Source organism: Sorangium sp. So ce394 (assembly GCF_051474665.1).
GTDB classification, from domain to species: Bacteria; Myxococcota_A; Polyangia; order Polyangiales; family Polyangiaceae; genus Sorangium; species Sorangium cellulosum_D.
Genome location: NZ_CP150339.1, coordinates 6,379,157 through 6,401,482 on the forward strand (window position 1 = coordinate 6,379,157; position 22,326 = coordinate 6,401,482).

At 72.8% G+C, this 22,326-nt stretch carries 14 protein-coding genes; 7 read left to right on the plus strand and 7 right to left on the minus strand.

Features of this window, described 5'->3' with window-relative positions; translation table 11 throughout:
• The first annotated feature begins 143 nt into the window (after window positions 1–143).
• A complete protein-coding gene (locus WMF33_RS23430; RefSeq protein ID WP_437339207.1) occupies window positions 144–926 on the plus strand; it encodes a hypothetical protein in 783 nt (260 codons plus the stop codon).
• A 127-nt stretch (window positions 927–1,053) separates the two neighbouring features.
• Here WMF33_RS23430 and WMF33_RS23435 read toward each other — a convergent pair whose 3' ends face one another.
• Entirely contained in the window at window positions 1,054–2,616 is a 1,563-nt protein-coding gene (locus WMF33_RS23435; RefSeq protein WP_437339208.1) for a M57 family metalloprotease, read from the minus strand.
• 260 nt (window positions 2,617–2,876) lie between these two features.
• Here WMF33_RS23435 and WMF33_RS23440 point away from each other — a divergent pair, with 260 nt between their 5' ends.
• Entirely contained in the window at window positions 2,877–3,242 is a 366-nt protein-coding gene (locus WMF33_RS23440) for a hypothetical protein (RefSeq protein ID WP_437339209.1), read from the plus strand.
• A gap of 305 nt (window positions 3,243–3,547) precedes the next feature.
• Here the strand turns inward: WMF33_RS23440 and WMF33_RS23445 are convergent, their stop codons facing one another.
• Entirely contained in the window at window positions 3,548–5,173 is a 1,626-nt protein-coding gene (locus WMF33_RS23445) for a hypothetical protein (protein ID WP_437339210.1), read from the minus strand.
• A gap of 396 nt (window positions 5,174–5,569) precedes the next feature.
• Window positions 5,570–5,869 (minus strand): FtsB family cell division protein, encoded by a 300-nt coding sequence (locus WMF33_RS23450; RefSeq protein WP_061625815.1) that lies wholly within the window; start codon window positions 5,867–5,869, stop codon window positions 5,570–5,572.
• Window positions 5,870–6,137: 268 nt separating this feature from the next.
• Between WMF33_RS23450 and WMF33_RS23455 the strand changes: the two genes are divergently transcribed.
• The 4 genes from WMF33_RS23455 to WMF33_RS23470 all read left to right on the plus strand — a co-directional run bounded on the left by WMF33_RS23455 (window position 6,138) and on the right by WMF33_RS23470 (window position 15,050).
• Window positions 6,138–11,420, plus strand: a complete 5,283-nt coding sequence (locus tag WMF33_RS23455; protein WP_437339211.1) for a protein kinase domain-containing protein — start codon at window positions 6,138–6,140, stop codon at window positions 11,418–11,420.
• A 682-nt stretch (window positions 11,421–12,102) separates the two neighbouring features.
• Window positions 12,103–13,785: a Fic family protein gene (locus tag WMF33_RS23460; protein ID WP_437339212.1), complete on the plus strand. Its 1,683-nt coding sequence runs from the start codon at window positions 12,103–12,105 to the stop codon at window positions 13,783–13,785.
• Window positions 13,754–14,581, plus strand: a complete 828-nt coding sequence (gene nth / locus WMF33_RS23465) for an endonuclease III (RefSeq protein ID WP_437339510.1) — start codon at window positions 13,754–13,756, stop codon at window positions 14,579–14,581. Before WMF33_RS23460 ends, nth begins: the two co-directional genes overlap by 32 nt.
• Window positions 14,582–14,756: 175 nt before the next feature.
• Window positions 14,757–15,050 carry a hypothetical protein gene (locus WMF33_RS23470; protein WP_437339213.1) on the plus strand — a complete coding sequence of 98 codons (294 nt, stop codon included), beginning with the start codon at window positions 14,757–14,759 and terminating at the stop codon, window positions 15,048–15,050.
• 133 nt (window positions 15,051–15,183) lie between these two features.
• Here WMF33_RS23470 and meaB read toward each other — a convergent pair whose 3' ends face one another.
• From meaB to WMF33_RS23485, 3 genes are all read right to left on the minus strand, one after another.
• On the minus strand, window positions 15,184–16,263 hold the full coding sequence (meaB, locus tag WMF33_RS23475; protein ID WP_437339214.1) for a methylmalonyl Co-A mutase-associated GTPase MeaB: 1,080 nt from the start codon (window positions 16,261–16,263) through the stop codon (window positions 15,184–15,186).
• Between the two features lie 66 nt (window positions 16,264–16,329).
• Window positions 16,330–16,548: a hypothetical protein gene (locus WMF33_RS23480; protein WP_437339215.1), complete on the minus strand. Its 219-nt coding sequence runs from the start codon at window positions 16,546–16,548 to the stop codon at window positions 16,330–16,332.
• A gap of 104 nt (window positions 16,549–16,652) precedes the next feature.
• Entirely contained in the window at window positions 16,653–17,447 is a 795-nt protein-coding gene (locus tag WMF33_RS23485) for an arginyltransferase (protein WP_437339216.1), read from the minus strand.
• 479 nt (window positions 17,448–17,926) lie between these two features.
• Here WMF33_RS23485 and yhbY point away from each other — a divergent pair, with 479 nt between their 5' ends.
• On the plus strand, window positions 17,927–18,229 hold the full coding sequence (gene yhbY / locus WMF33_RS23490; protein ID WP_020736636.1) for a ribosome assembly RNA-binding protein YhbY: 303 nt from the start codon (window positions 17,927–17,929) through the stop codon (window positions 18,227–18,229).
• Window positions 18,230–18,304: 75 nt separating this feature from the next.
• On the opposite strand, the gene WMF33_RS23495 is transcribed toward yhbY, so the two are convergent.
• A complete protein-coding gene (locus WMF33_RS23495; RefSeq protein ID WP_437339217.1) occupies window positions 18,305–22,135 on the minus strand; it encodes an FAD-dependent oxidoreductase in 3,831 nt (1,276 codons plus the stop codon).
• Window positions 22,136–22,326 lie beyond the last annotated feature (191 nt).

Sequence of the window (22,326 nt, forward strand, 5' to 3'; positions counted from 1 at the left end):
GCTCGCCGCTCGCCGTTGCCGTGCGCCGCACGTTTTCGCCGCGCGCCGCACGTTTTCGCCGCGCGCTCCGCCAGCCCGAAACCGGCAGCCGCGAAAAACGGAGCGCGCGCGAAATAAACAGGAGGCTGCGGCGAAGAGTGGGTATGAGCACACGCACCTCCCTTTTGTTCGCGGTCGCGCTCACGGGCAGCCTGCTCGTGGGCTGTAGCGACGGCGCGACAAGCTCGGTCGGGGATCGGGTCGCTCGAGGGGCAGCGGCCTGCCTCCCGGGCGAATCGATCGAGCGGGCCGAGAAGAAGGTTTACACGTTCTTCGGCAGCCCCAGCGCGCAGAGCCGGGTCGAGCGGGCGATCCGGCCGGATGGGTCGGAGACCCTCTCGAGCGAGACCCGCCTCTCGCCCGCCGACGCCGGCCAGGGGTCAGCGGCGCAGGGCGCGCCCCCGACCGGCGGCGTTCTCCGCGAGTACGCCGAGCTCGACCCCTCGGGTCGCCTCGTCTACGCCGACGTCTCCCTCAGCGACGCCGCCGGCGTGGTGAAGCGGATGATCCTCGATCCGCAGCACGGCGCCGCGCTGCTCCGCAGGGCCGGCCGCGCCTCCGGCTTCGTCCGGATCCCGACCGGAGAGGCCACCATCTATGCGCCGGTGGGCTCGATCGTGACGCCGGTCGCGGCGTGGGTCGCCCGGCGCGCGGCGCTCGCGGCGCCGAGCGTCCGCATGTTCGACGAGGGGACCGCCGAGAGCCACGCCGTCCTGAGCGATCAGCTGGTCGTCGAGGACGGTCGCGACACGTTCGTGGTGCTCGGCGATGCGGCGCTGTCGGCCGATGACGAGTTCATCACCTCCCTCCCGCTCGGCGCCGCCGCGTCGGCGACGGCCTGCGAGGCGGGGGGGAGCGGCGCCGCGGCTCCCTGGCGCTGCGGGTGAGCCCACCCGCGGGCGATCCGGTGCCGCGCTCGCGCCGCGATCGCGGAAGACACCGAAGACGAGCGCCCGCTCTCCTCGGCGTCTCTCCGCGAGACGGATCGCCTTTACTTCCCGGATCCTCTCCGCTTCACGGGGTCGTGTAGTCGACGTTCACCGTGTACGTGCTGGCCGCGTATCCCTGCACGAGGAGGAAGGCCTCCGACTGACCTTCGGGGACCGTCAGCTCGCACGTCTCGTCCGCGCCGTCGAGGTAGGGGCGGCAGTCGTAGGCGCTCAGCGTCGGCTGCTCGCCGAACCGCACGTAGAGATCGGGATCCCCGGAGCCGCTCATCACCGCCCGGAAGGTCGTGCCCGGGACGACCGCGATCGGCCCGTGGGCTGCCGTCTCGCGCCGCGAGATGCTGCCCTCGAAGCTCGTGGACGTCGCGCTGCCGCCGCCTTCCGCCGCCCCCGGCGCGGAGTAGCTCACCTCGATCTCGAAGTTCGACGCCGTGTAGCCGTGCACCTTGATGAAGGCCCTCGTCTCGCCTTCCGGCACCTCGAGCGTGCAGGTCTCGTTGGCGTCGCTGAGGTACGGCCGGCAGTCGAACGAGCGCGCCGTCGGCGCGTCGCCGAACTTCACGTAGAGGTCGGGGTCCCCGGTCCCGGTCATGACCACGGTGAGGGTCGTTCCGGCGACGACCTCGATCCCCTCGGCGGGCCCGACCGCGTCGAACGCGCCCCGGGCGACGCGGCCGCTGAAGGTCTCGGTGGTCGGCACCCCGCCGCCGCCGCCACCGCCGCCGCCGCCACCGCCGCCGCCACCGCCGCCGCCACCGCCGCCACCGCCGCCACCGCCGCCGCCGCCGCCGGGGGCGCCGTAGAGCGATTGGATGCCCGCGATGTCCTTCTCCGTGAGGTTGAGCGTCCTGTCGCCGGTGCCGTTGCACTGGGGATAGTGCATGACGGACGCTCCGTCGTACGCGGTGAGGGCGCGCCAGTTGTCGTCCTCGAAGCAGGCGCCCGACTCAGGACGGGTGTGCTCGTGGCGGAAGCCGAGGGTGTGACCCAGCTCGTGGCGGAGAATGCCCGTGAGATCGGGCTGGGAGCTGTTGTGAGCGGTCCTGTCGATCAGGACGTTCCGCGACGACCGCGACTGGCCGGGGAAGAAGGCGCGCGCCAGGTACTGGCCGCCCGCGTTCACGGGGTTCACGTCGAACAGGACGCTGCTGGTGCTCGACGTGCAGTTCGAGTCGGCGGACTCGACGTGGATGAAGTCGACGTCCGCGACCTCCTCCCACGCCTCCACGGCCGACGCCATCGCAGCGACGACGGACTCGTAGTTGCCCCCGAATCTCGTGCTCACGCAGTAGGTGAGATTGCGCCGCTGCTCCGTCGTCCAGACAATATCGCTGCCCCCGGACTGGTTGACGATCAGCGCACCATCGCGCACATGCGTCTCCCAGAACTCGCGCAGATGCTTGATATCTACGACAGGCGTGTCCCCGTTAACAATGTAGATGCCAGTGTCAGCCTCGCGGAAGACGGTCCGCTCGAAGTCGTCAAATCCCAATTGATTCGTGCCGACTGCCTCGGTGCTACCGTCGCCGACGTCTGCCGAGCAACCGGCCGCAGCAGCGGTCAAACCAGCGATCACCACGGCGAGCTTACGGGTGACCACATTGCTCTGGTGCGGCTTTGCAGGATGCATTTGAAGCTCCTTTCGGGGAGGCGAATCACGCTGTCTACGCGAACTAGATGAGACCCAAATGCCTTAACCCGATTTGACCCTCAGTCGGATAGCCAAATCTGACCGCCGTTCAGAAAAAGGGTTCCGGATTGTAAAAAATTTCGAAAGGAGCGCACGGGGTTCCCCCGTCACAGGAAAATTCCTGTGACACGCAAACCGCTCAGATCGTCCGGGACCGACACACTGGAAAATCACACCTCTTGAGTTCAGGCGACGCGCACTTGCACCTCGACAAGCATCGGGATTTTCCTGCCTTCGTTGCGCGGATGAAAGCCACGGCGCGCAAGCCTGCAACGCGGCGCCTGCGGCGCGCGGCGCGATGCGCGCGGGCGCGAGAGCGGCGCGCGGCCTGCGCCACGGCAACAGCGCGCGCGGCAACGATGCGCGCGGCAACGATGCGCGCGGCAGCGATGCGCGCGGCAGCGATGCGCGCGGCAGCGATGCGCGCGGCAGCGATGCGCGCGGCAGCAGTGTGCGGCGCGCGAGAAGGCCAGCGGCTGCCACAGGCGCCCGGCGAGATCGCGCCGTCGCTGCAGCGGCGACGCAGCACGCCGGAGCGCAGCGGCCGGAGGCGTCGACCGAGATGACCCGCGTTCACCTACCGAGATGGCCCGCGCTCAGATGACGGTCGCTCACCGGTGCTCGTTCAGGATCGCGCGCAGCGCGGCGCCGCTCGAGCGTCGCGATCGCCCCCGCGGCGCGCTCGCCGTCGCTCAAGGCGATGCGCTCGCCGTCGCTCGAGGAGATGCCGCCGCGGTAGCTCGAGGAGATGCCGCCGCGATCGTCGGAGGAGGTCGCTGGAGGGATGAGGAACGAGCGCTGCGCGCGCCGCCGCCCGCCGCGCGCATGCGGTCGACGCGGCCCCGCATCGAGCGCCGCGGCCGCGCCGCGCTCACCCGCGCGCGGAGAGGATCCGGCTGAACGCCTCGCCCACGGCGCGCGCGAGCTCGACCATGCGGCGCGACCCGCTCGCGGTGTCGATGATCCGGTCGGCGACCAGGATCATCGCGGGCCGGCCGACGACCTGCACGGCGACCGCGGCGACGTCGAGGCTCGGGTTGACCATGACGTCGAGCAGCGGCGCGTGCGTGGGCGTGCCGGGGATCGGCCCGACGTAGAGGTGCGTCGCCACGGCGGTGGCGAGGATGCTCGGCTGATCCATCGGGAGGGTGAGCTTCCGCAGCGCCTCCTGATCGCCGAACTCCGCGTTGCAGGCGAACCCCCGGAAGACCCCGCGGTGCGCGGCGAAGATCGCGACGCGCCGCGCGAACAGGCGCAGGCCCCGCAGCGCGAGCCGGACGACATCGTCCCGCGTGCGCGCGAGGTAGAGCGCGTCGATGACGTCGCTCAGATCGACGAACGGCTGCGGCGGCGGGTCGTCGTCGAGGGGATCGATGAGCTCCTCGGGCGCGGGAGGCAGCGCCGGGAGCCGCCCGGCGCGCAGGCTCGACGGCGGCGCGGCGCCCTCGGGACGACCCCCGCGGCGCAGCAGCGGCGGGACCTCCGCGGCCACGGCGCTCCGGCGCGACGCCGGGGCGACGCCGGAGGGCGCGTCGAGCGGCAGCCGACCGAGCCGACGCGTCGAGGGGGCCGGCTCGCGCCCGCCGCCGTCCGGGCCGCGCTCGGGCGCAGGCGAGCTCTGGGGCATGATCGAGGCGAGCAGCTTGAACGGGGGAGAGATCTCCACGGGCGGAGACGGCGGGAACGAGACGGCCGGCGGCTCGACGTCCGCGGGCGCGCGCAGGGTGGCCCGACGCGCGCCCGCGCCGCGCTCGGCCTCCAGCGGGCCGCGCGCGCTCGCGGGAGAGCCGCGCGCGCCGGGCGCCGCCTTGGCGTGGCGGAGCGGCAGGATCGGCTCCTCCTGAGACGACGGCGCCTCGGCGAGCAGGGCGTGACCGTTGTGCGCGGGAGCGCGGCGGCCTGGTTTGCCGCTGGGCGGCTCGTGGAGACCCGGCTCGTCGAACGAGGGCACCGCGGCGCGCCGGATGAGCGGGATGGGCACCTCGTAAGACGGCGGCGGCGGGATGGTCGACTGGGGCGCGCCGTGCGGGAACGCCGGGGTGGCCCGGCGCGAGCGGGCGGGGACCTGCTCGCGCTCGTCGAGCTCCAGGGCGCGGATGGCCTCCTCGATCGCCGTGATCGGCGCGCGGTAGATGCGCACCGGCGCGCCGAGGTGGAAGCTGAACTCGTCGGCGATGTGGCGGTCGAGCGGATCGGCGGCGGCGACGTCGACGGTGCCGGCGCCGGGGTCGACGCGGATCGGGACGGCGCCGAGGCGGCGGCACATGGCGCGCGGCAGGCGCGCGACGAGATCGCGGGCGCCGACGACCTGCCGGAGCGCGAGGCCGCCGCGGCGCTCGAGCTCCGCCTCCAGGGCGCGCTCCGTGATGGCGGCGCGGTCGATGAGGGCGCGGGGGAACGAGATGCCCCGCAGGACCGCCACGAAGAGGGCGGCTTCGACCTCAGCCTTGGAGACGGCGCCGGCGGAGATGAGGAGGCGGCCCAGGTCTAGCGACACTCGCTGCACGATACCAGAAAGGGCGCTGCCAGCGTGCAGCGCCCCGCGCTCGGCCACGACGGACGCCGGGGCCTTCGCGCGAGCGGCGCGCCGGATCTCCCTATAAGGAGACGCGGGCGGCGCGGGCGGGCCGACCGCGCCTCGCCAGCGGCGCCGCGGGGCCGGCGCGCGGCGGCGCGCTCGGAGGCGCGGAGGGCGCGGCGCCGGGGCGGCCGTCGCTCGCTCGGAGCGCCGCGACGGGAGTGGAAGCGGCGTCGCGCTCGGAGGGCGCAGGCGCGGCGGCAGCGCGGCGCCGAGCGGCGGGCGAGCTCACCCGATCATGCGGGGCGCCCGGCGGAGGAGCGCTGGTGTCCGATACGACACGAGGCCTGGAGAGCGCCAGAAGACCCCGAGTCGTCAGCGGGAGAACTGAAAGACCACCTCGCTCTGCCGCACGAGACCCAGGTTGTCCCGCGCGATCCTCTCCACGGCGGTCGGGTCGTCGCGCAGGCGCGCCACCTTGCCGCGGAGCGCCTCGATTTGCCGCCCGAGCTCGGCGTTCTCCTCCTCGACGTCGGCGAGCTCTCTCTCGAGCTCCCGGAGGCGAGGCAGGCCCTGAGGCGAGAAGATCATGACCGGAGCGCCCACGACCGCCACGACGAGCACCGCGATGGGGAGGGTCCGCTCGAGGAACTGCGCTATTCGACGCACGGACATCCGCTCGCACATCACCCGCGCTCCTGTCAACTTTCCTCCAGGGTTCCTGCAACTCCGCGTTAACTTCCACCGGGGTTCGGCGCGGCAACCAGGGTGAAGCGCGGCCGCGCGCCGGCCGCGCCCGCGTCGAGCGCCGCCCGGGGCGATGCCGGCGCCGGAGGGAGTCGGAGGTCGCATGGCGCCGCAAGCTTCGCTAGCATGACGCACGTCCCGCCGTGCGGCAGGCCCGCTGCGCGCGCCGCCACGAGGGCTCGGCCCGAGGAGACCCATGTCCATTGATATCGTCCGAGGCGAGCTCGAGCGCCTCTTTTCGCTCGATGAAATGATGGCCCTGTCGTCCGACCTCCTCGGTTTCAGCCCGGCCGAGATCGGCGGCAACGCCTCCAAGGCCTCCTTCGCACGCGCGCTCACGGACCATTGCGTCGAGGTCGACGCCATCGAGGCGTTGCTCGACGCCGTCATCGCCTCACGCGCCGAGGTCGACGCGCGCGTCCGCGCCCTCGGCGCCCAGGGGATCAGCCTGCCCGAGGAGCTCGCGCCCGGCGAGGCGTTCGGCGACTACATCATCACGAGAAAAATCGGCGAGGGGCCGCGAGGCCTCGTCTACGCGGCGACGCGGGGGACCGAGCCGCGGACGCTCAAGGTGCTCCGGCGCGAGGCGACGCGCGACGGCCGGGCGGTGCGCCGGTTTTTGACCCACGTCCGCCTCGCCGCGCAGGTGCACCACGAGAACCTGGCGAGCGGCGTCGATGCCGGGCTCGTGGGCGGCCGGGCGTTCGTCGCCTACACGCACGTCGACGGGCTCCCGCTGTCGGCGCGCCTCGCGCGATCGGGGCCGCTCCACATCAACGAGGCCAAGCCGCTGCTCCGCGGGATCCTGAGCGGGCTCGCCGCGCTCCACGAGCAGCGCCTCGTCCACGGGGCGCTCAAGCTGGAGAACGTGCTCGTCGCCCGCGGCGAGGAGGGGCAGCCGCTCCCGATCCTCGTCGACGCGGGCGGCGATCGGCTGGGCGCCGGGTGGTCCAGCCCGGAGCTCGTCAAGACGGCCAGCCCCGAGCAGCTGCGCGGCGAGGGCGTCGGCCCCGCGAGCGATCTCTACGCCTTCGGCGCGCTGCTCTTCGAGCTCCTCACGGGCAAGCCCGTGTTCTCGGGCGCGGCCGCGGTCGACGTGGCCGTCGCGCACCTCACCGAGCCGCCGCCCGCGCCGGGCGCGGTCGCGCCGCGCGGGTGGGTGGGCAAGGACATCGACGAGCTCGCGGCGCGCCTGCTCGCGAAGGCGCCGGACGACCGGCCGCGGAGCGCGCGCGCGGCGCTCGACGCGGTCGAGCCGCTCGGCAAGCCGCAGCAGAAGGGGGCGGCGATCGACGACGCCGAGCTGAACGACCTCATCGACCGGCTCGTCGCGCGCCCGACCGACGCCGACCTGGCGCTCGCCGTCGAGGCGACCGTCGACCGGGGGGCGGACCCGGGGCGGGTCGCCGAGGCGCTCGTGACGGCCTCCGAGCAGGTCGACGCGGCCGCGGGCGGCGACCAGGCGGCGGCGAAGCGGCTCCTCTACTACCGGGCGGCCCGGATCTACGAGAAGGGGCGGCTCCACGACAAGGCGGAGGCCGTCTACCTGCGCCTCCTCGAGCTCGACCCGGGCGACGACGTCGCCTTCAGCGCGCTCGAGGAGCTCCGCAAGGCGCTCGGCAAGCACGAGGAGCTCGTCGAGATGCTCCTCCAGCGGAGCGAGCGCGCCGAGAGCGCGGGGGAGCGCGCCCGGGCGCTGAGCGAGATCGGGCACCTCTACGTGCGGGAGCTCGACGACAAGGACCAGGGGGTGTTCGCCTTCGCCCAGGCGCTCGCCCAGGATCCGGAGCAGGACGCGTACGCCGTCGACCTGGAGCGCGCGGCCGGCAACGACATGAAGGTCTGGTCCGAGGCGCTCCAGATCCTGAGCCAGGCGAGCACCGACGAGGCGATGGCCGCCGAGCCGAAGATCGCGCTCTTCAACCGGCTCGGGCCCTGGTACGCGGAGAAGATCGCGCGGGCGGACCTCGGGATCCCGTGCTTCCAGTTCGTGCTCGGGCTCGACCCGGCGAACGAGAAGGCGCTGGAGGGGCTGGCGCAGGTCTACCGCCGCGCCCAGCAGTGGCAGGAGCTCGTCCAGGTGCTGCTCTCGCGGGCCGATCGCGCCGCGACCCCCGGCGAGGCGCGCGATCTCCGCGCCGCGGCGGCCGAGCTCCTCGAGACGAAGCTGAACGACGCGGGCCGCGCGCGCGATCTCTACGAGCAGATCTTCGCCGAGGACCCCGGCCACACGAAGGCGTGCGACGCGCTGCTCCGGATCTACCGGCGCGTCGAGGACCACGCCGGTTACGCCAAGATCCTCGAGCGGCGCGCGGAGGCGCTGCGGGGCGAGGAGCGCGTCGACACGATGTGCAGGCTCGCCGAGCTCTACGAGGACCGGCTCGGCGACCTCGGCGAGGCGACGCGCCGCTACGAGGCGGCGCTCGAGCTCGATCCGACCAGCCTGACCGCCCTGCGCGGGCTCGACCGCATCTACAGCCGCGCCGGGCGCTACCAGGAGCTGCTCCAGAACCTGGAGCGGCAGATCGAGGTGAGCGCGACGCCGCGCCAGAAGATCAACCTCTACGAGCGGATCGCCGGCATCCAGGACGAGGAGTTCCTCGACCACGCGAAGGCGGCCGAGGCCCTCGAGGCGATCCTCAGGATCGACGGCGCGCACGAGGGCTCGCTGGCGGCGCTCGGGCGGCACTACCGCGCCCTCGAGCGGTGGGAGGACGTGGTGGCCCTCTACGAGCGGCAGCTCGGCATCGTGCCCGACGACAAGCGGCGGGAGGAGCTGCTGCTCGCGATGGGCCGCGTGCTGCTCGAGCAGGTCGGCTCGCCCGAGCGCGCCCGCAAGGCCTACGAGCGGGTGCTCGCGATCGACCCGCACCACGCCGGGGCGCTCGAGTCGCTGGCGCACGTGCGGGCCGCGACCGGCGACGCCGCGGCGGCGCTGAGCGCGATCGAGTCGCTCGCGGCGACCGCCAAGACCGCGGAGAGCAGGGCCGATCTCTGGATCCGCGCGGCGAAGATGCTCGAGGAGAAGGGCGATCGCGACGGGGCGATCGAGCGGTACAAGATGGCCCTCGACGCGCAGCCGCAGAACGCGGGCGCGTCCTCGGCGCTGCGCGCGGCCTACCTCGCCCGCGGCGACGCGACGAGCGCCGTCGAGCTCATCGCGCGCGAGGCCGAGGTCGCCGAGGGCAACCTCACGAAGGCCCGCCTCTACGGCGAGATGGCCCTCCTGCTGCGGGAGCGCCTCAAGGACGACGCGCGCGCCGCCGAGGCGGCCACGAGGGCGGTCGACCTCGATCCGACGGGCGTACCGGGGCTCATGATCTCGGGCGATCTCGCGTTCGAGGCCGGCCGGTTCCTCGAGGCGGCGCGGCACTACGAGCTCCTCTCGAGCCGGGTCGACGCCCTGCCGCGAGAGCAGGGGCTCAAGCTGCTCTTCCGCTACGTCGACGCGCTCAGCAAGAGCGGCTCGAGCGGCAAGGCGATCGGCACCGTGCAGGCGCTGCTCGCGCTCGCGCCGGACGATCCGGCGGCGCTGTCGCGCGCCGCGAAGGTCAACCTCGACGCGGGCAGGGCCACGGAGGCCGCGGAGCTCTACGAGCGCCTCGTCGAGCGCTTCGGCGCCGGCCTGCCGGAGCGGGAGCGGGCCGAGGCGCTCCTCCGGCTCGGCGAGGCGCGGCTCGCGGCCGGCGACCCGGACGGCGCGGTGGCGCCGCTGAACGACGCCGCGGATCTCGTCCCGGAGTCCCCTGCCCCGCTCGCCCTGCTCTCCCGGGTGTTCGAGGCCAAGGGCGACTGGGAAGAGGTCGCGCGCCTCAAGCACCGGCGGCTCGACGTGGTGACCGGCGAGGAGCGGAGCGCGCTCCTGCTCGAGATCGGCGACCTGCTCGCGACGCACCTCCACGACCGGACGCGCGCGGCGAAGAGCTACGTGGCCGCGCTCGACGAGCGGCCGGACGACCGGAAGATCCTCACCAAGCTGATGCAGCTCTACAGCGAGGAGAAGGACTGGTCGAAGCTCATCGACATCGTCCTCAAGCTCGCCGCGAAGATCGACGACAGCCGGCAGAAGGCGAAGTACCTGCACACGGCGGCGATCGTGAGCGCGCGGCAGCTCGGCGATCTCGACCGGGCGGCCCAGTTCTACGACGAGGTGCTGGAGCTCGATCCGTCCCTCACCCGGGCGCTCGCCGAGGCGATCGAGCTCCGCGCCGAGAAGGGCGACCACGAGGAGGTGGAGCGCCTGCTCAAGGTCGAGCTCGACCGGGCGACGGAGGAGAACGACACCGCGAAGATGCTCGAGACGTTCGACCGGCTGGGCGCCGTCTACAAGGACAAGCTCGGCTGGATGAGCGAGGCGATCGACGCCTACGAGGCGGCGCAGACGCTCGATCCGGACAACGAGGAGCGCAACGAGCTCCTGGCGAACCTCTACGCGAGCAACCCGGCGGAGTACCTGGACAAGGCGGTGGCCGCGCAGCTCCCGATCCTGCGGCGCTCCCCCTACAAGCCGGACGCTTACCGGCTGCTGCGGAAGATGTACACGGAGACGAAGCGGGCCGACGCCGCCTTCTGCCTCTGCCAGGCGCTCTGCTGCCTGAACGCGGCCGAGCCCGACGAGGAGCGCTTCTTCCGGCGGCTGCGCCCGGACACGGCCGCGGCGGCCCAGCAGCCGCTCGACGACGAGGCGTGGGCGGCCGCGCTCGTCCACCCGGACGCGGATCCGCTCCTGACCGCCATCTTCGGCGCCATCGAGCCGGCCGTGCTGCGGAAGAACGGGCAGTCGCTGGAGGAGCTCGGCTACCAGCTCGCCTACCAGATCGATCTCTCGCGCCACCCTTACCCGATGTCGCAGACGCTCTACTACGCGGCGGGCGTCCTCGGCCTCGAGCCGCCGGTCACGTTCCAGAACCCGAACGACGGCGGCGGCGTCTCGTTCCTCCACGCGCACGTGCCGGCGATCGTGCTCGGCGCCGCGGCGCTCCAGATGGATCTGCCGACCCAGGCCGCCGCCTTCATCGCGGCGCGCCACCTCACCTACTACCGGCCGGGCATGTACCTCCGCCACCTGGTGCCGACGGGCACCGGCCTGCGCGCCTGGCTGTTCGCGGCGATCAAGCTGATCTCGCCCACGTTCCCGATCACGAAGGAGCTGGAGGGGCCGGTGAAGGAGAACCTGGCGGTCCTGGATCCCACCATCGTGGGGCCGGCGCGCGATCAGCTGGCGAGCATCGTGACCAAGCTCCTCCAGGCCGGCGCGATCGACCTGAAGCGCTGGGTCTCCGGCGTCGACCTGACGGCCGACCGAGCCGGGTTCCTCCTCGCCAACGACCTCGAGCTGGCGCAGGAGATGATCAAGGCGGCCGACGACGCGAGCGCCGCTGTGCCCCAGAAAGAGCGGCTCAAGGAGCTCATGCTCTACGCGGTCAGCGAGGAGTACTTCGCCATCCGAAAGCGGCTCGGGATCAACGTCGACAGCTGAGCGCCGGGCCGCGGAGCGCTCTCGCTCGATCGCGGGGCATCCCACCTGCGCCCGCCGCGGGGCGCTGCCTGGCCCGCGGTGCGCGGGCGCTGCCTGGCCCGCGGTGCGCGGGCGCTGCCTGGCCCGCGGTGCGCGGGCGCTGCCTGGCCCGCGGTGCGCGGGCGCTGCCTGGCCCGCGGTGCGCGGGCGCTGCCTGGCCCGCGGTGCGCGGGCGCTGCCTGGCCCGCGGTGCGCGGGCGCTGCCTGGCCCGCGGTGCGCGGGCGCTGCCTGGCCCGCGGTGCGCGGGCGCTGCCTGGCAGAGCGGCCGAGCTGGATCGCGGACGATCCAGCTCACGCATGTCGGTTCCGGCCCACTTCTGCACCGGACTGGTTGACGGATAAATCAGCAAATTGCTAGGCTGCGGGCCGGCATTAGGCCCCTTTTGGATGTACGTTAGCTCGCCGCAGCATGGCAGCGGGCAGCCTGAGCGATCGTGTGAAAGCACGCCCATGGCGGCAAAGAAGACCCGAAAAACTTCAAAAAAAGACCGGAAGAGAGCGACCAAGGCCAGCGCGGCGAGCTCGAGGCGAGCCGCGCCTGCGGCGCGGACGCGGAAGGCGAAGCCCGCCGCCCGTTCAGCCGCTCGAAAGCCTAAACGAAAGGCCGCGTCCTCTCGACCTGCTGCGCGACGCACCGCTGCCGTGAAGGCGGCAAAGCGCCGAAAGGCGACGACAAAACGGGCGACCACCCGCAAGTCGGCGGCACCGGCGCGGCGCAAGGCGACGCGCGCACCGGCGCGGGCAACCCGGACGGGCGCCAGGAAGAAATCGGCGGCCACGAAGGCGAAGAAGGCGACGCGCGCCGCGGCGAAGCGAGCCAGCGCGTCCAAGGCGAAGAAGTCGGCCGCCCGGACGAAGGCGAGGTCGACGCGCGCCGCCGCCAAGCTCAGGACCACCAAGGCCAGGGCGAAGGCGCGGGCGACGAAGGTCAAGGCCAGGGCCGCGAAGGCCAAGGCGACGCGGGCCAAGACGGCGCGGGCCAAGGCCACGAAGGCCAGGGCGACGCGGGCCAGGGTCGCGAAGCCGCGGGCGGCGAAGAAGGCCAGGGCCGCGAAGCCGAGGGCGGCCGCCGGGCGGGCGCGGCGCGCCAAGGCCGCGAAGACGAAGACCTCGCGGGTCAAGGCCACGCGGCCGAGGCTGGCGCGGGTCAAGGCCGCGAAGCCGAGGCTCGTCAGGCGAAAGATCGCGCCGCGCTCCGAGCGGGCGCTCTCGCCGGCGGCGGAGCCGAAGAAGCTCCGCAAGAAGCTGAGGCTCGGCGACGACCAGCCGAGGCTGAAGGAGCGGCTGAAGCTCAAGCACGGCGGGGAGCAGGAAGCGGCGGTCGAGACCGAGCGCCCGCGCCGGACGAGCGACAAGCCGCAGCGCGCGAGCGACAAGCCGCAGCGCGCGAGCGACAGGCCGCAGCGCGCGAGCGACAAGCCCGCCGCCGAGAAGAAGAGCGTGCGGCCGGGCGTGGTCAAGGGGAAGGGCCCGGCGTCGTCGATCGAGCGCCGCCGCGTCCCGCTCCGGGAGCCCCCGCGGGTGGTCACGCTGCCCTTGCCGATGCTGCCCCCGCCGCGGCGCGCCACCATCGAGGAGCGCAGCGCGATCATCGAGCAGCGGCTGAACGCGCAATCGGAGGATTTCCGGCGGCGTTATATCGAGAGCCTCGATATGTCGTGGATTTACCACGACAGCGCGCTCGAGGGCGTCGTCTACACGTTCGACGAGCTGCGCGCGGCCCTCAGCGGCCCGGCGCCGCTCGTGACGGACTCGAGCCTTCAGCCGACGTACGATGACATCCGGCGCCACAAGGAGGCCATCGTCTATGTGCGCGAGCAGGGCGAGAACAAGCGGGCGCCGATCACGCTCGACTGCATGAAGAAGCTGTACCTGATCCTCCACCCGGAGGAGGGGGACCTCAAGACGGTCAAATACCGCAAGGACATCCCCCAGCACCGGCTCTACTTCCACGAGTACGCCCCGCCGGACAAGATCGCCTACAAGGTGCGGCAGATCATCGACTGGCTGAACGACCCCGAGACGCGGAAGACGCGGAACGGCATCCGGATCGCGGCGCGCGCGCACTACGATCTGCTGCGGGTCTATCCGTTCCCGAACGACAGCGGCAAGGTCGCGAGGCTGTTCATGAACATGCTGCTGCTCCGCACCGGCCTGCCCCCGTCGATCATCCACTCGACCGAGCGGCAGCGCTATTACGAGGCGCTGAAGGGCTCGGCGACGACGGTCCTGCAGATGGTGCAGGAGTCGGTGGAGAACGCGCTCGCGAGCGTCGAGAAGCTCCTCGATGAGCATGAGACGCGGAAACGCGCCTTCGTCAGCTGAGACAGCGAAGCGTGGCCCCGGAGGCAGCCCCGCTCCGGTCGGACGGGGCGCGCGCCGCCCGCCCGGGGCCGCTGCCGCCGCTCGTCCCGCGCCGGCGCGCCCGCGGCCTGGCACCCCTCCTCAGGCCACCTTCGCGCGGCTGCGCGCGCTGCACCCGGACGCTCATTGCGAGCTGGACCACAAATCGTCGTTCGAGCTGCTGGTCGCGACGGTGCTCAGCGCGCAGACGACGGACGTGCTGGTCAACAAGGTGACGCCCCACCTGTTCGCCGCCTATCCCGACGCCCGCGCGCTCGCCGGCGCCGAGCCCGCCGAGGTGGGCGCGCTCCTCCGGCGGCTCGGGATGGGGATGTTCAACCAGAAGGCCAGGAACGTCGTGGGGCTCGCGCGGGGCCTCGTCGAGCGGCACGGCGGCGAGGTGCCGAGGACGCTGGCGGAGCTCGTGGAGCTGCCCGGCGTCGGGCGCAAGACGGCGAATGTGGTGCTCGGCGTGGCCTTCGGCGCGCCGGAGGGCGTCGTCGTCGATACCCACGTGCAGCGCCTGTCCCAGCGGCTCGGGTGGACGAAGAGCGACAAGCCGGAGCAGATCGAGCGCGATCTCATGGCGCTCTTCCCGAAGCGCGACTGGGACATGCTGTCTCACACGCTGATCTTCCACGGCCGCCGGATCTGCTTCGCGAGGAAGCCCGCGTGCGGAGGCTGCGGCATCAACGAGGCGTGCCCGAGCGCGTTCCACGCGGAGAACGTGGGGCGCAAGGCGCCGCGCTCGCCGCGCCGCGGCGGCACGCAGGCCTGAGCGCCATCGACGCTGCGCACGCCGGGCGTCGAGCGCACTTACGGAAACGGGAGCGGGGCAGCGCGGCTCATCGCCCGTCGTTCATCGCCCATCGCCCATCGCTCATCGCGGCTCGGCACGTCTGCTGTCAGCTGTTTATTCCCTCGGCGCTGAAGACGCGAGGTAAGCTTGGCCCATGAAGGCCTTGTACCTGACCCTCACCCTCGCCTGCCTCTTCACCGCCGCGTGCGGCCGCCCGGAGGACGATCTCTGCGACGACAAGTGCGACTGCGAGGGGTGTAACGAGCGCGAGTTCAACGATTGCCTCGATCGCTACGATGTCAGGTTCGTAGACGCGGACCGGCGCGACTGCCTCGACCGGTACGACGATCTCCTCGCGTGCGAGGACGATACCGGGATTTGCCGCGACTATAGGTGGGATACGGCGTGCAAGGACGAGAGAGAGGCGCTGGATCGGTGCGTGGACTAGCGCCGCCCGTCGGGAGTCCCCGACGGGGTGGCGGACGGCCCGGCGCGGTCGGACAGGCGGCTGCGCCGGCGGCGGCGGCGCAGGGCGCGGGAGCGCTGTCACCGCGCCGCATCCCGGCGACCTCGACGCCGGCTCAGGGCCCGTCGCCCGGCGCGACGGCGGCGCCGGGGAAGACGGCTCCGGCGCCGCGGAACGCGTCGACGAGCCGCTCCGACGCCGTGTAGGGGTCGACCTCGCGCCGCGCGACGGCGCGCACCGCCGCGTCGAGCGCGGACCCGAGCGCGGCGACCGCGGCGTCGGTGAGCGCGTCGCGGAGCTGCACGTGCATCGCCTCGCGCAGGCGCTCCTCCCGGCGCGCGGCGCCGGCCGCGGTCCCGAACAGCCACGCTCGGTGCGCCTCCAGCCGGTCCACGAGCGCCGCCACGCCCTCGTTGCGCGTGGCCACGGTCCGCGCGATGGCGGGCTCCCACGGCCCCTCGGCCGGCGCGCCGCCCGGGGCCGACGCCGCGTCGGCCGCGCGGGCGTGGAGCGCCGCGGCGCTGTGCCCGCGCGACCGCCCGGACGCCCTCGCCACCTCGCCGCCGAGCGCGATCATGAGCTCGAGATCGCGCACCGCGGCGTCGGCCCCGTCCCGATCGGCCTTGTTCACGGCGAAGACGTCGGCGCACTCCAGGATGCCCGCCTTGATCGCCTGCACCTCGTCGCCCATGCCCGGCGCCGCGACGACCAGGGTCGTGTGCGCCATGCGCGTGATCTCGAGCTCGTCCTGCCCGACCCCGACGGTCTCGACCAGCACGACGTCGGCGCCCCACGCGTCGAGCACCCGCGCGATATCCACCGCCGAGCGCGACAGCCCGCCGAGCGCGCCCCGGGTCGCCAGCGACCGGATGAACACGTCGGGATCGCCGAAATGCGCCTGCATGCGGATGCGATCGCCGAGGATGGCGCCGCCGGTGAACGGGCTCGTGGGATCGACCGCCACCACGGCGACCCGGCGATCCTGCTTCCGGAACGCGCCGATCAGGCGGTCGGTGAGCGTGCTCTTGCCCGCCCCCGGGTTGCCGGTCACGCCGAGGACCCAGGCGCGGCCGGTGTGCGGGAAGAGATCCTTCAGGATCGCGGCGTAGTCGCCGGCGCGATCGTCGACGAGCCGGCAGGCCCGCGCCGTCGCGCGCATGTCGCGGGCGAGGACCTTCTCTGCGAGCGGATGCACGCGAGCGGTCTAGGCCCGGCGATGCGGGGACACAACCGGCCCGGGGGCGGCGCGGCGTGGAGGTCTCTACCCTTCCCCGCCGCCGCCCGCGGCGCCGCCGGCCTGACCGCCGTCACCGGACGGCCCCCCGCCGGCGCCGCCCTCCCCGCTCGCCGACGAGCCAGCGCCGCCGGCGCCGCCCGCGGCGTCGCCGCGATCGACGATCGGCCGCGTGTCGCCGCAGGCGACGGTGAGCAGGGCCGAGAGCACAGCGCAGGAGGCGAACACGAGCGCGCGATTCCACATGGGCGCGTTCTTGAAGCGGGCGGCCCGCGAAGTCCAGCCACCCGCGCCCGCCAGGGCGACGCGGGCGCGGCGGGGCGCCGCCCGGGACAGCCGCGCGCCCCCCGTCAGGGCGCCGGGGTCGCCGGCCGGTCGAAGCGCCGCCAGCGGCCGTCGATGAGCCGCTCGTGCGGCAGGTACTGGGCCTTGTAGACCAGCCGCGAGCACTTCTCGACGTAGAGACCGAGGTACAGGTACCGCAGGCCCCAGGCGCGGCACAGCTCGAGCTGCTTCAAGATCGAGAAGACGCCCGGGCTCAGCGGCTCGAGCTCGGGATCGTAGAACGAGTAGACCGCCGACAGCGACTCCTGCCCGCGATCCACGACGGCGACCCCGACGAGGCGACCGCCGACGCGGTAGCGCATCTCGAACGTCTCGCAGCAGCTGTCCACGAGGAACGCCTCGTAGCCCGCGGCGCCGAGCGGGCCGTCGTCGCGCATCAGCCCCCGGCCGTGCTTGTGCAGGTTGTAGAGGGCGATCTTCTCCCGCGTGGTGACGGGCGGACCGATCTCGACGTCGACCACCTGCTCGCCGCGGCGGAGCACCCGGCGCTGGGTGCGGCCGGGGACGAAGTCGCGCACGATGATCCGGATCGGCTCGCACGCGCGGCACGAGGGGCACTGGGTGCGGTAGAGCAGCTTGCCGTGACGGCGGTTGCCCGCGACCAGCCGCCGGTCGAACTCCGCGCGCGTGAGCGGACGGATGGGCACGCGGAGCGGCATCCGCGCGTCGACCTCGGGGAGGTACGGGCAAGGGCTCACCTCGTCGTGGACCGTGAGCTCGATCGGGTCCGAGACCTCGTCGAGCCGAGGGAGCTCGACGTCTTGACCCGATGCCGCATCTCGCTCGCTCGATGAGCCCATGTCGCTGTCGATCCGAGCGCTCGAAACCCCGTCGACACGCCGGCCGCTACATTCAGGGGATGCCTGTTGCGCGGCCACGTCAAGCAAAACCCAGAGCGGCACGAGGGCGCGCCGGGAGATCCCGCCCGCTCGCGCAACGCGGCCAGTGGAGCGGTATTCGGCATCGGCCAGCGGGCATCCGTTGCGTTGCGCGTTGCGCGTTGCGCGTTGCGCGTTGCGCGTTGCGCGTTGCGCACGCTCTCGCGCCACCGCTCATTCACACCATAGTGCCCCTTTGCATACATTTACCCAGATAGACGCACCCGTTGTCCGATCTAGCGCGCTCAGCGCGCCCAGCCGGACGGGCTGCGCGCGGAGCTGCGCGGCGCGCCCTTTTCCCTTGGCCCCGAGGCCGGTATGACCCAGCGCGCGCCCGCGAGGAGAGGCCGGCCCGGTCAAGGGCCCGCCTCGCGCGAGCGACGCAAGAAAGGCCGAACGCTTTGGATCTCACAGGAAAGCAGCGCCGCCACCTCCGGGCGCTGGGGCATCACCTCGACCCGATCGTGCAGCTCGGCAAGGCCGGGCTGACGGACGGGGTCGTCGCGGCCGTCGACGCCGCCCTGGAGCGACACGAGCTCGTCAAGGTACGCCTGGGCACCGAGTGTCCGGACGACCTGGGCGAGGTCGCCGACACCCTCTCCGAGCGGCTCCGCGCCGAGGTGGCGCAGACGCTCGGCCGGACGATCTTGCTCTACCGGCGCCACCCGAAGGAGCCGAAGATCAAGCTGCCCGCAGGCGCCTGACCGCGAGCCGCCCAGCCACCTCACCGCCCGCCGCAACGCAGGGCGCCCCGGATCGCCGGGGCGCCCTGGACCGCGTCACACGTGCCGCAGCGCGGGTCGCTCGGCCAGGATGTGATCGAGCCAGGCGTTCGACAGCTTCTCCTGCACCGTGTTGGCCCGGAGCCTCGCGGCGAGGTTCTTGAAATCGACGTGGTCGATGAGCTGATCCTGGTTGAAGCACGAGAAGACCACCGTCTCCTTGCCCGTCTCCGGATCCACGTGGCGCTGGAGGCACTGCGCGCAGACCTCCTTCATCATGCACTGCATCGGCGAGTTGATGCTCGCGATGCCCACGTGCTTCGGGTTGAGGTGCGGCGCGAGCACGCCGTGCCGCGCCTCGCGCACCGCGTTCATCATCTTGTCCGAGCCGATCGCGATGATGCGCCGGACCTCCGAGAGGCTCGCCAGCTCGCCGCCGAGCTGCCGCTCCGCGTAGGCCCGCATCGCCTGGACGATGTTGCCGCGGAAATGGCGATCCGTGGCGCGCCGCGGGGGGATCTCCGCGCCGCCGTCGGTGCACCAGATGACCTGATCGGTCGCCACCTCGATCTCGTCCTGCTTGAAGAGATCCTCGCCGCGCCGGTAGCCGGCGAAGTAGATCACGCGATCGCCGCGCGCCTTGAGCGCCTTCGCGATCGAGAACAGCACGGCGTTGCCGAGCCCGCCGCCGGCGAGCAGCACGGTCTCGCCCTCGGGGATCTCCGTCGGCGTCCCGGTCGGCCCCATCACGACGACCTCCTCGCCCGGGCGCAGCGCGGCGAGCAGCCGGGAGGACGCGCCCATCTCGAGCGCGATGAGCGACAGCAGCCCCTTCTCCTTGTCGACCCACGCGCCCGTGAGCGCGAGCCCCTCCATCGCGAGCCGCGTGCCGCGGACCACCGGCGAGCGCACCTCGTAGTTCTGCAGCCGGTAGAACTGCCCCGGCTCGAACTTCCGCGCCGCCGCGGGCGCGCGCACGACCACCTCGACGATCGTCGACGTCAGCCGCTCGACGCGCTCGACCACCGCGGTGAAATCGTGATCGAGGCGGGCGAAGAGGTCGCGCCGCCGCGCGTCGCGCGCCGCCTGCGGCTCGTCGCCGAGCCGGGCGAGGTCGCGCTGGAACAGCGCGACGACCGACGGGTACGCGTCCTTGGCGCTCGCCATCGCCTTCACGACGCTCCCCGCGTAGTGCGGGTGGTTGTCGCCGTAGAAGCTCACCGCGTGCTCGCCGTCGTTGTAGCTCGTGAAGAAGCCCTCGCGCGCCTTGGCCGGCTCGACCTTGAGCGCGCCGGCCTCGTCGACGTACGCGCGGTGCGGCTGGAAGAACTGCTTCCACTTGTCGAACGCGAACGAGCCCGGGCGCTCCTTCTCGTACGTGACGTTGGGGCTCGTCCCGGCCGCCACGCACACGGTGCGGGCCGGGATCGAGACCGTCTGGCCCGCGCTCCGCCACTTGCCGTCCACGACCTCCTGGCGATCGAAGACGAGCGACGAGACGCACCCGCGCTCGTCGAGCACCGCCTCCAGCGGGGCGAGGTTCTCGACGTAACGGATCCCCTCCTCGAGCGACTTGGCGACCTCCTCGTGGTTCAGCCGGTAGGCGGGCGAGTCGATGAGCCGCTTGCGGTAGACCAGCGAGACGCCGCCCCACGCGTCGATGAGGCCCTGGAACCGCGGCGGCCGCCCCTCGCGCGCGGCGCGCGCGCGCTCGTCGCGGATCTCCTCGGCGTGGCGCCGCTGCTCGGCCAAGAACTCCCGCTCCTCCTCGTCGAACATCGCGAGCACCGACGCCTCGCCGCGCTCGGCGATGAGCGCGTCGAGCCGGTCGGCCGTCTTCTCGGCCTGCACGACGTAGTAGGCCGCGAGCTCCGTCGCGGTGTCGATCGCCGTCAGGCCGCCGCCGATCACCACCGCCGGCAGCCGCACCTGAAGGTTCGCGAGCGCCGAGCGCTTGTAGGCGCCGGCCAGCTGGAGCGCCATCAGGAAGTCCGACGCCTTGCGGATGCCGCGCGCGAGGTTGTTCTTGAGCGGGATGATCGTCGGACGCCCCGCGCCCGCCGCGATCGCGACGTGGTGGAACCCGCGCCGGAAGGCGTCCTCGAGATCGATCGTGCCGCCGAACCGCACGCCGCCGTAGATCCGGAGCAGCCGCTGCCGCGCGAGCGTGATGTAGAGGACGGTGAGGAAGTTCTTGTCCCACCGCACCGTGATCCCGTACTCGCTCACCCCGCCGAAGCCGAGGAGGACGCGCTCGTCGAGCTCGGTGTAGAGCCGCTTGAAATCCCTGACCGGCCGCGGCGGGCGCGTCTCGTCGCCGGTGAGCTCGACCGGCAGCGGCTCGATCTTGAGGCCGTCGATCGCCACGCACGCGAAGCCCTGGCGCGTGAGGTGGTGCGACAGGGTGTAGCCGGCCGGGCCGAGGCCGACGACGAGCACGTTCTTGCCGTTGTACGGGAGCGCGTGCGGCCGGAGCGCGTCGAGCGGGTTCCACCGCGTGAGCAGGCCGTAGATCTCGAGGCCCCACGGGAGCGACAGGACGTCCGTGAGCGCCGCGGTCTCGACCTGCGGGATGTCCACCGGGTCCTGCTTCTGGAAGACGCACGCCTTCATGCAGTCGTTGCAGATGCGATGGCCGGTGCCGGGGCACATCGGGTTGTCGATGCAGACGAGCGCGAGCGCGGCGATCGACTCGCCCCGCCCGCGCATCGTGTGCATCTCGCTGATCTTCTCGTCGAGCGGGCAGCCGTGGAGCTCGACGCCGAGCGGGTTCGACTTGATCGCCCCGGTCTTGTTGTCGCGCAGGCCCTTCGAGCACGAGTCCTTGTCGCGATCGTGGCAGAGCAGGCAGTAGTCGACCTGGCTCTCGACCTCGCGGGGCCCCGCGCGCCGGTCGGTCAGCGCGAAGCCGTCGCGAGCCCGCCGCTCGTGCTCCGGCCCGACGAGGAGCTCGGCCGAGCCCGGGCCGTCGCTCGCGCCCTTCCTGTGCAGCTGGACCAGCGCCTGGTAGTCGAGCGTGCGCGGCGCCTTGAGCGTCGGCCAGCGATGCGCCGGGTCGTGCTCGTCGGCGCGGCGCGCCGCGAGCCACGCCTCGACGGCGTCGAGCGCGAACGCGACGACCGCCGCGTCCTCGGCCTCGGTCGGCTCCGCGCCCGCGACCGCGACGGCCGGCGCCACGCGCTCGGCGAGCGCCGCGTCCTCCCGCAGCGCCGCGCGCGCCTTCGCCGCGCGGCCGCGGAGCTCGTCCGTCCACTTCGCGCCGCCGGCCTTGGCGGCCTTGCGCGCGATCTCGTCGACCTCGATCAGCGCGAGCGTCGCGCGCGCGATCGCGAGCTCCTCGGCGGCGGAGCCGCTGTCGAGCGCGCTCGCCGGCGCGCCCATGGCCGCGAGCGCCCGCCGCGCCGCGTGCGCCGCCTCGACGTGCGTGCCCTGCCACGCCTTCCCGGGGCTCGGCTTGAACAGCCGCTTCTTCGAGAACTCGCGCTTGAAGTCCCAGAGCGCGGCCCGCTCGCGGGTCGCGTCGATCTGCGCCTGGGTCTCCCGCTCGACGCGGAAGAGCGTGGCGACGAAGCGGCCGACGTACGGCGCGGCCGCGAGGAGCGCCTCGGAGACCTGCTCCGCGGTGAGCGCGGGCCGGTCCGCGCCGCCGCCCCCGGAGCCCGCCTGCTCCGCGCGCAGGGCGGACCGGTACGCGTCGAAGCGCGCGTAGGCGCCCTCGTCCGTCGCGTGGAAATACTCCTCGAAGCGCTCCGTCAGCTCGGCGAGCTTCGCAGGGTCGAAGAGATCGACGTAACCGAAACCAGGGATTCCGAGCTCGAGCTCGGAAGGATCGGAGGTGGCCTGCACCCACGAAGAGAAGTCAGCCTGCACGCCAGCGTTCGCTTCCATACCCGCAGCAAATGCTTTCTATTTCAAGGGGTTTGCCCGCCCGGCGAGGGGCGCGCGCACCCGATCTCGAGGGCGACGTAAAGTAGCACCGGGCCGTAGCTCCGCCCTGTCGCTTAGGCAACATTCCTCGAGCTCATCCCGCGCTCGCCGACGCGACGAGCGCGCAGCCGTTGCGCGCTCCGCCGCGCCGG

Bases quoted from the DNA above. Each gene is read 5' to 3' on its own strand.
- WMF33_RS23430 (WP_437339207.1), top strand. From the start codon at position 144: ATGAGCACACGCACCTCCCTTTTGTTCGCGGTCGCGCTCACGGGCAGC.
- WMF33_RS23435 (WP_437339208.1), bottom strand. From the start codon at position 2,616: ATGCATCCTGCAAAGCCGCACCAGAGCAATGTGGTCACCCGTAAGCTC.
- WMF33_RS23450 (WP_061625815.1), bottom strand. From the start codon at position 5,869: ATGTCCGTGCGTCGAATAGCGCAGTTCCTCGAGCGGACCCTCCCCATC.
- WMF33_RS23455 (WP_437339211.1), top strand. From the start codon at position 6,138: ATGTCCATTGATATCGTCCGAGGCGAGCTCGAGCGCCTCTTTTCGCTC.
- nth (WP_437339510.1), top strand. From the start codon at position 13,754: ATGAGACGCGGAAACGCGCCTTCGTCAGCTGAGACAGCGAAGCGTGGC.
- WMF33_RS23470 (WP_437339213.1), top strand. From the start codon at position 14,757: ATGAAGGCCTTGTACCTGACCCTCACCCTCGCCTGCCTCTTCACCGCC.
- WMF33_RS23480 (WP_437339215.1), bottom strand. From the start codon at position 16,548: ATGTGGAATCGCGCGCTCGTGTTCGCCTCCTGCGCTGTGCTCTCGGCC.
- WMF33_RS23485 (WP_437339216.1), bottom strand. From the start codon at position 17,447: ATGGGCTCATCGAGCGAGCGAGATGCGGCATCGGGTCAAGACGTCGAG.
- WMF33_RS23495 (WP_437339217.1), bottom strand. From the start codon at position 22,135: ATGGAAGCGAACGCTGGCGTGCAGGCTGACTTCTCTTCGTGGGTGCAG.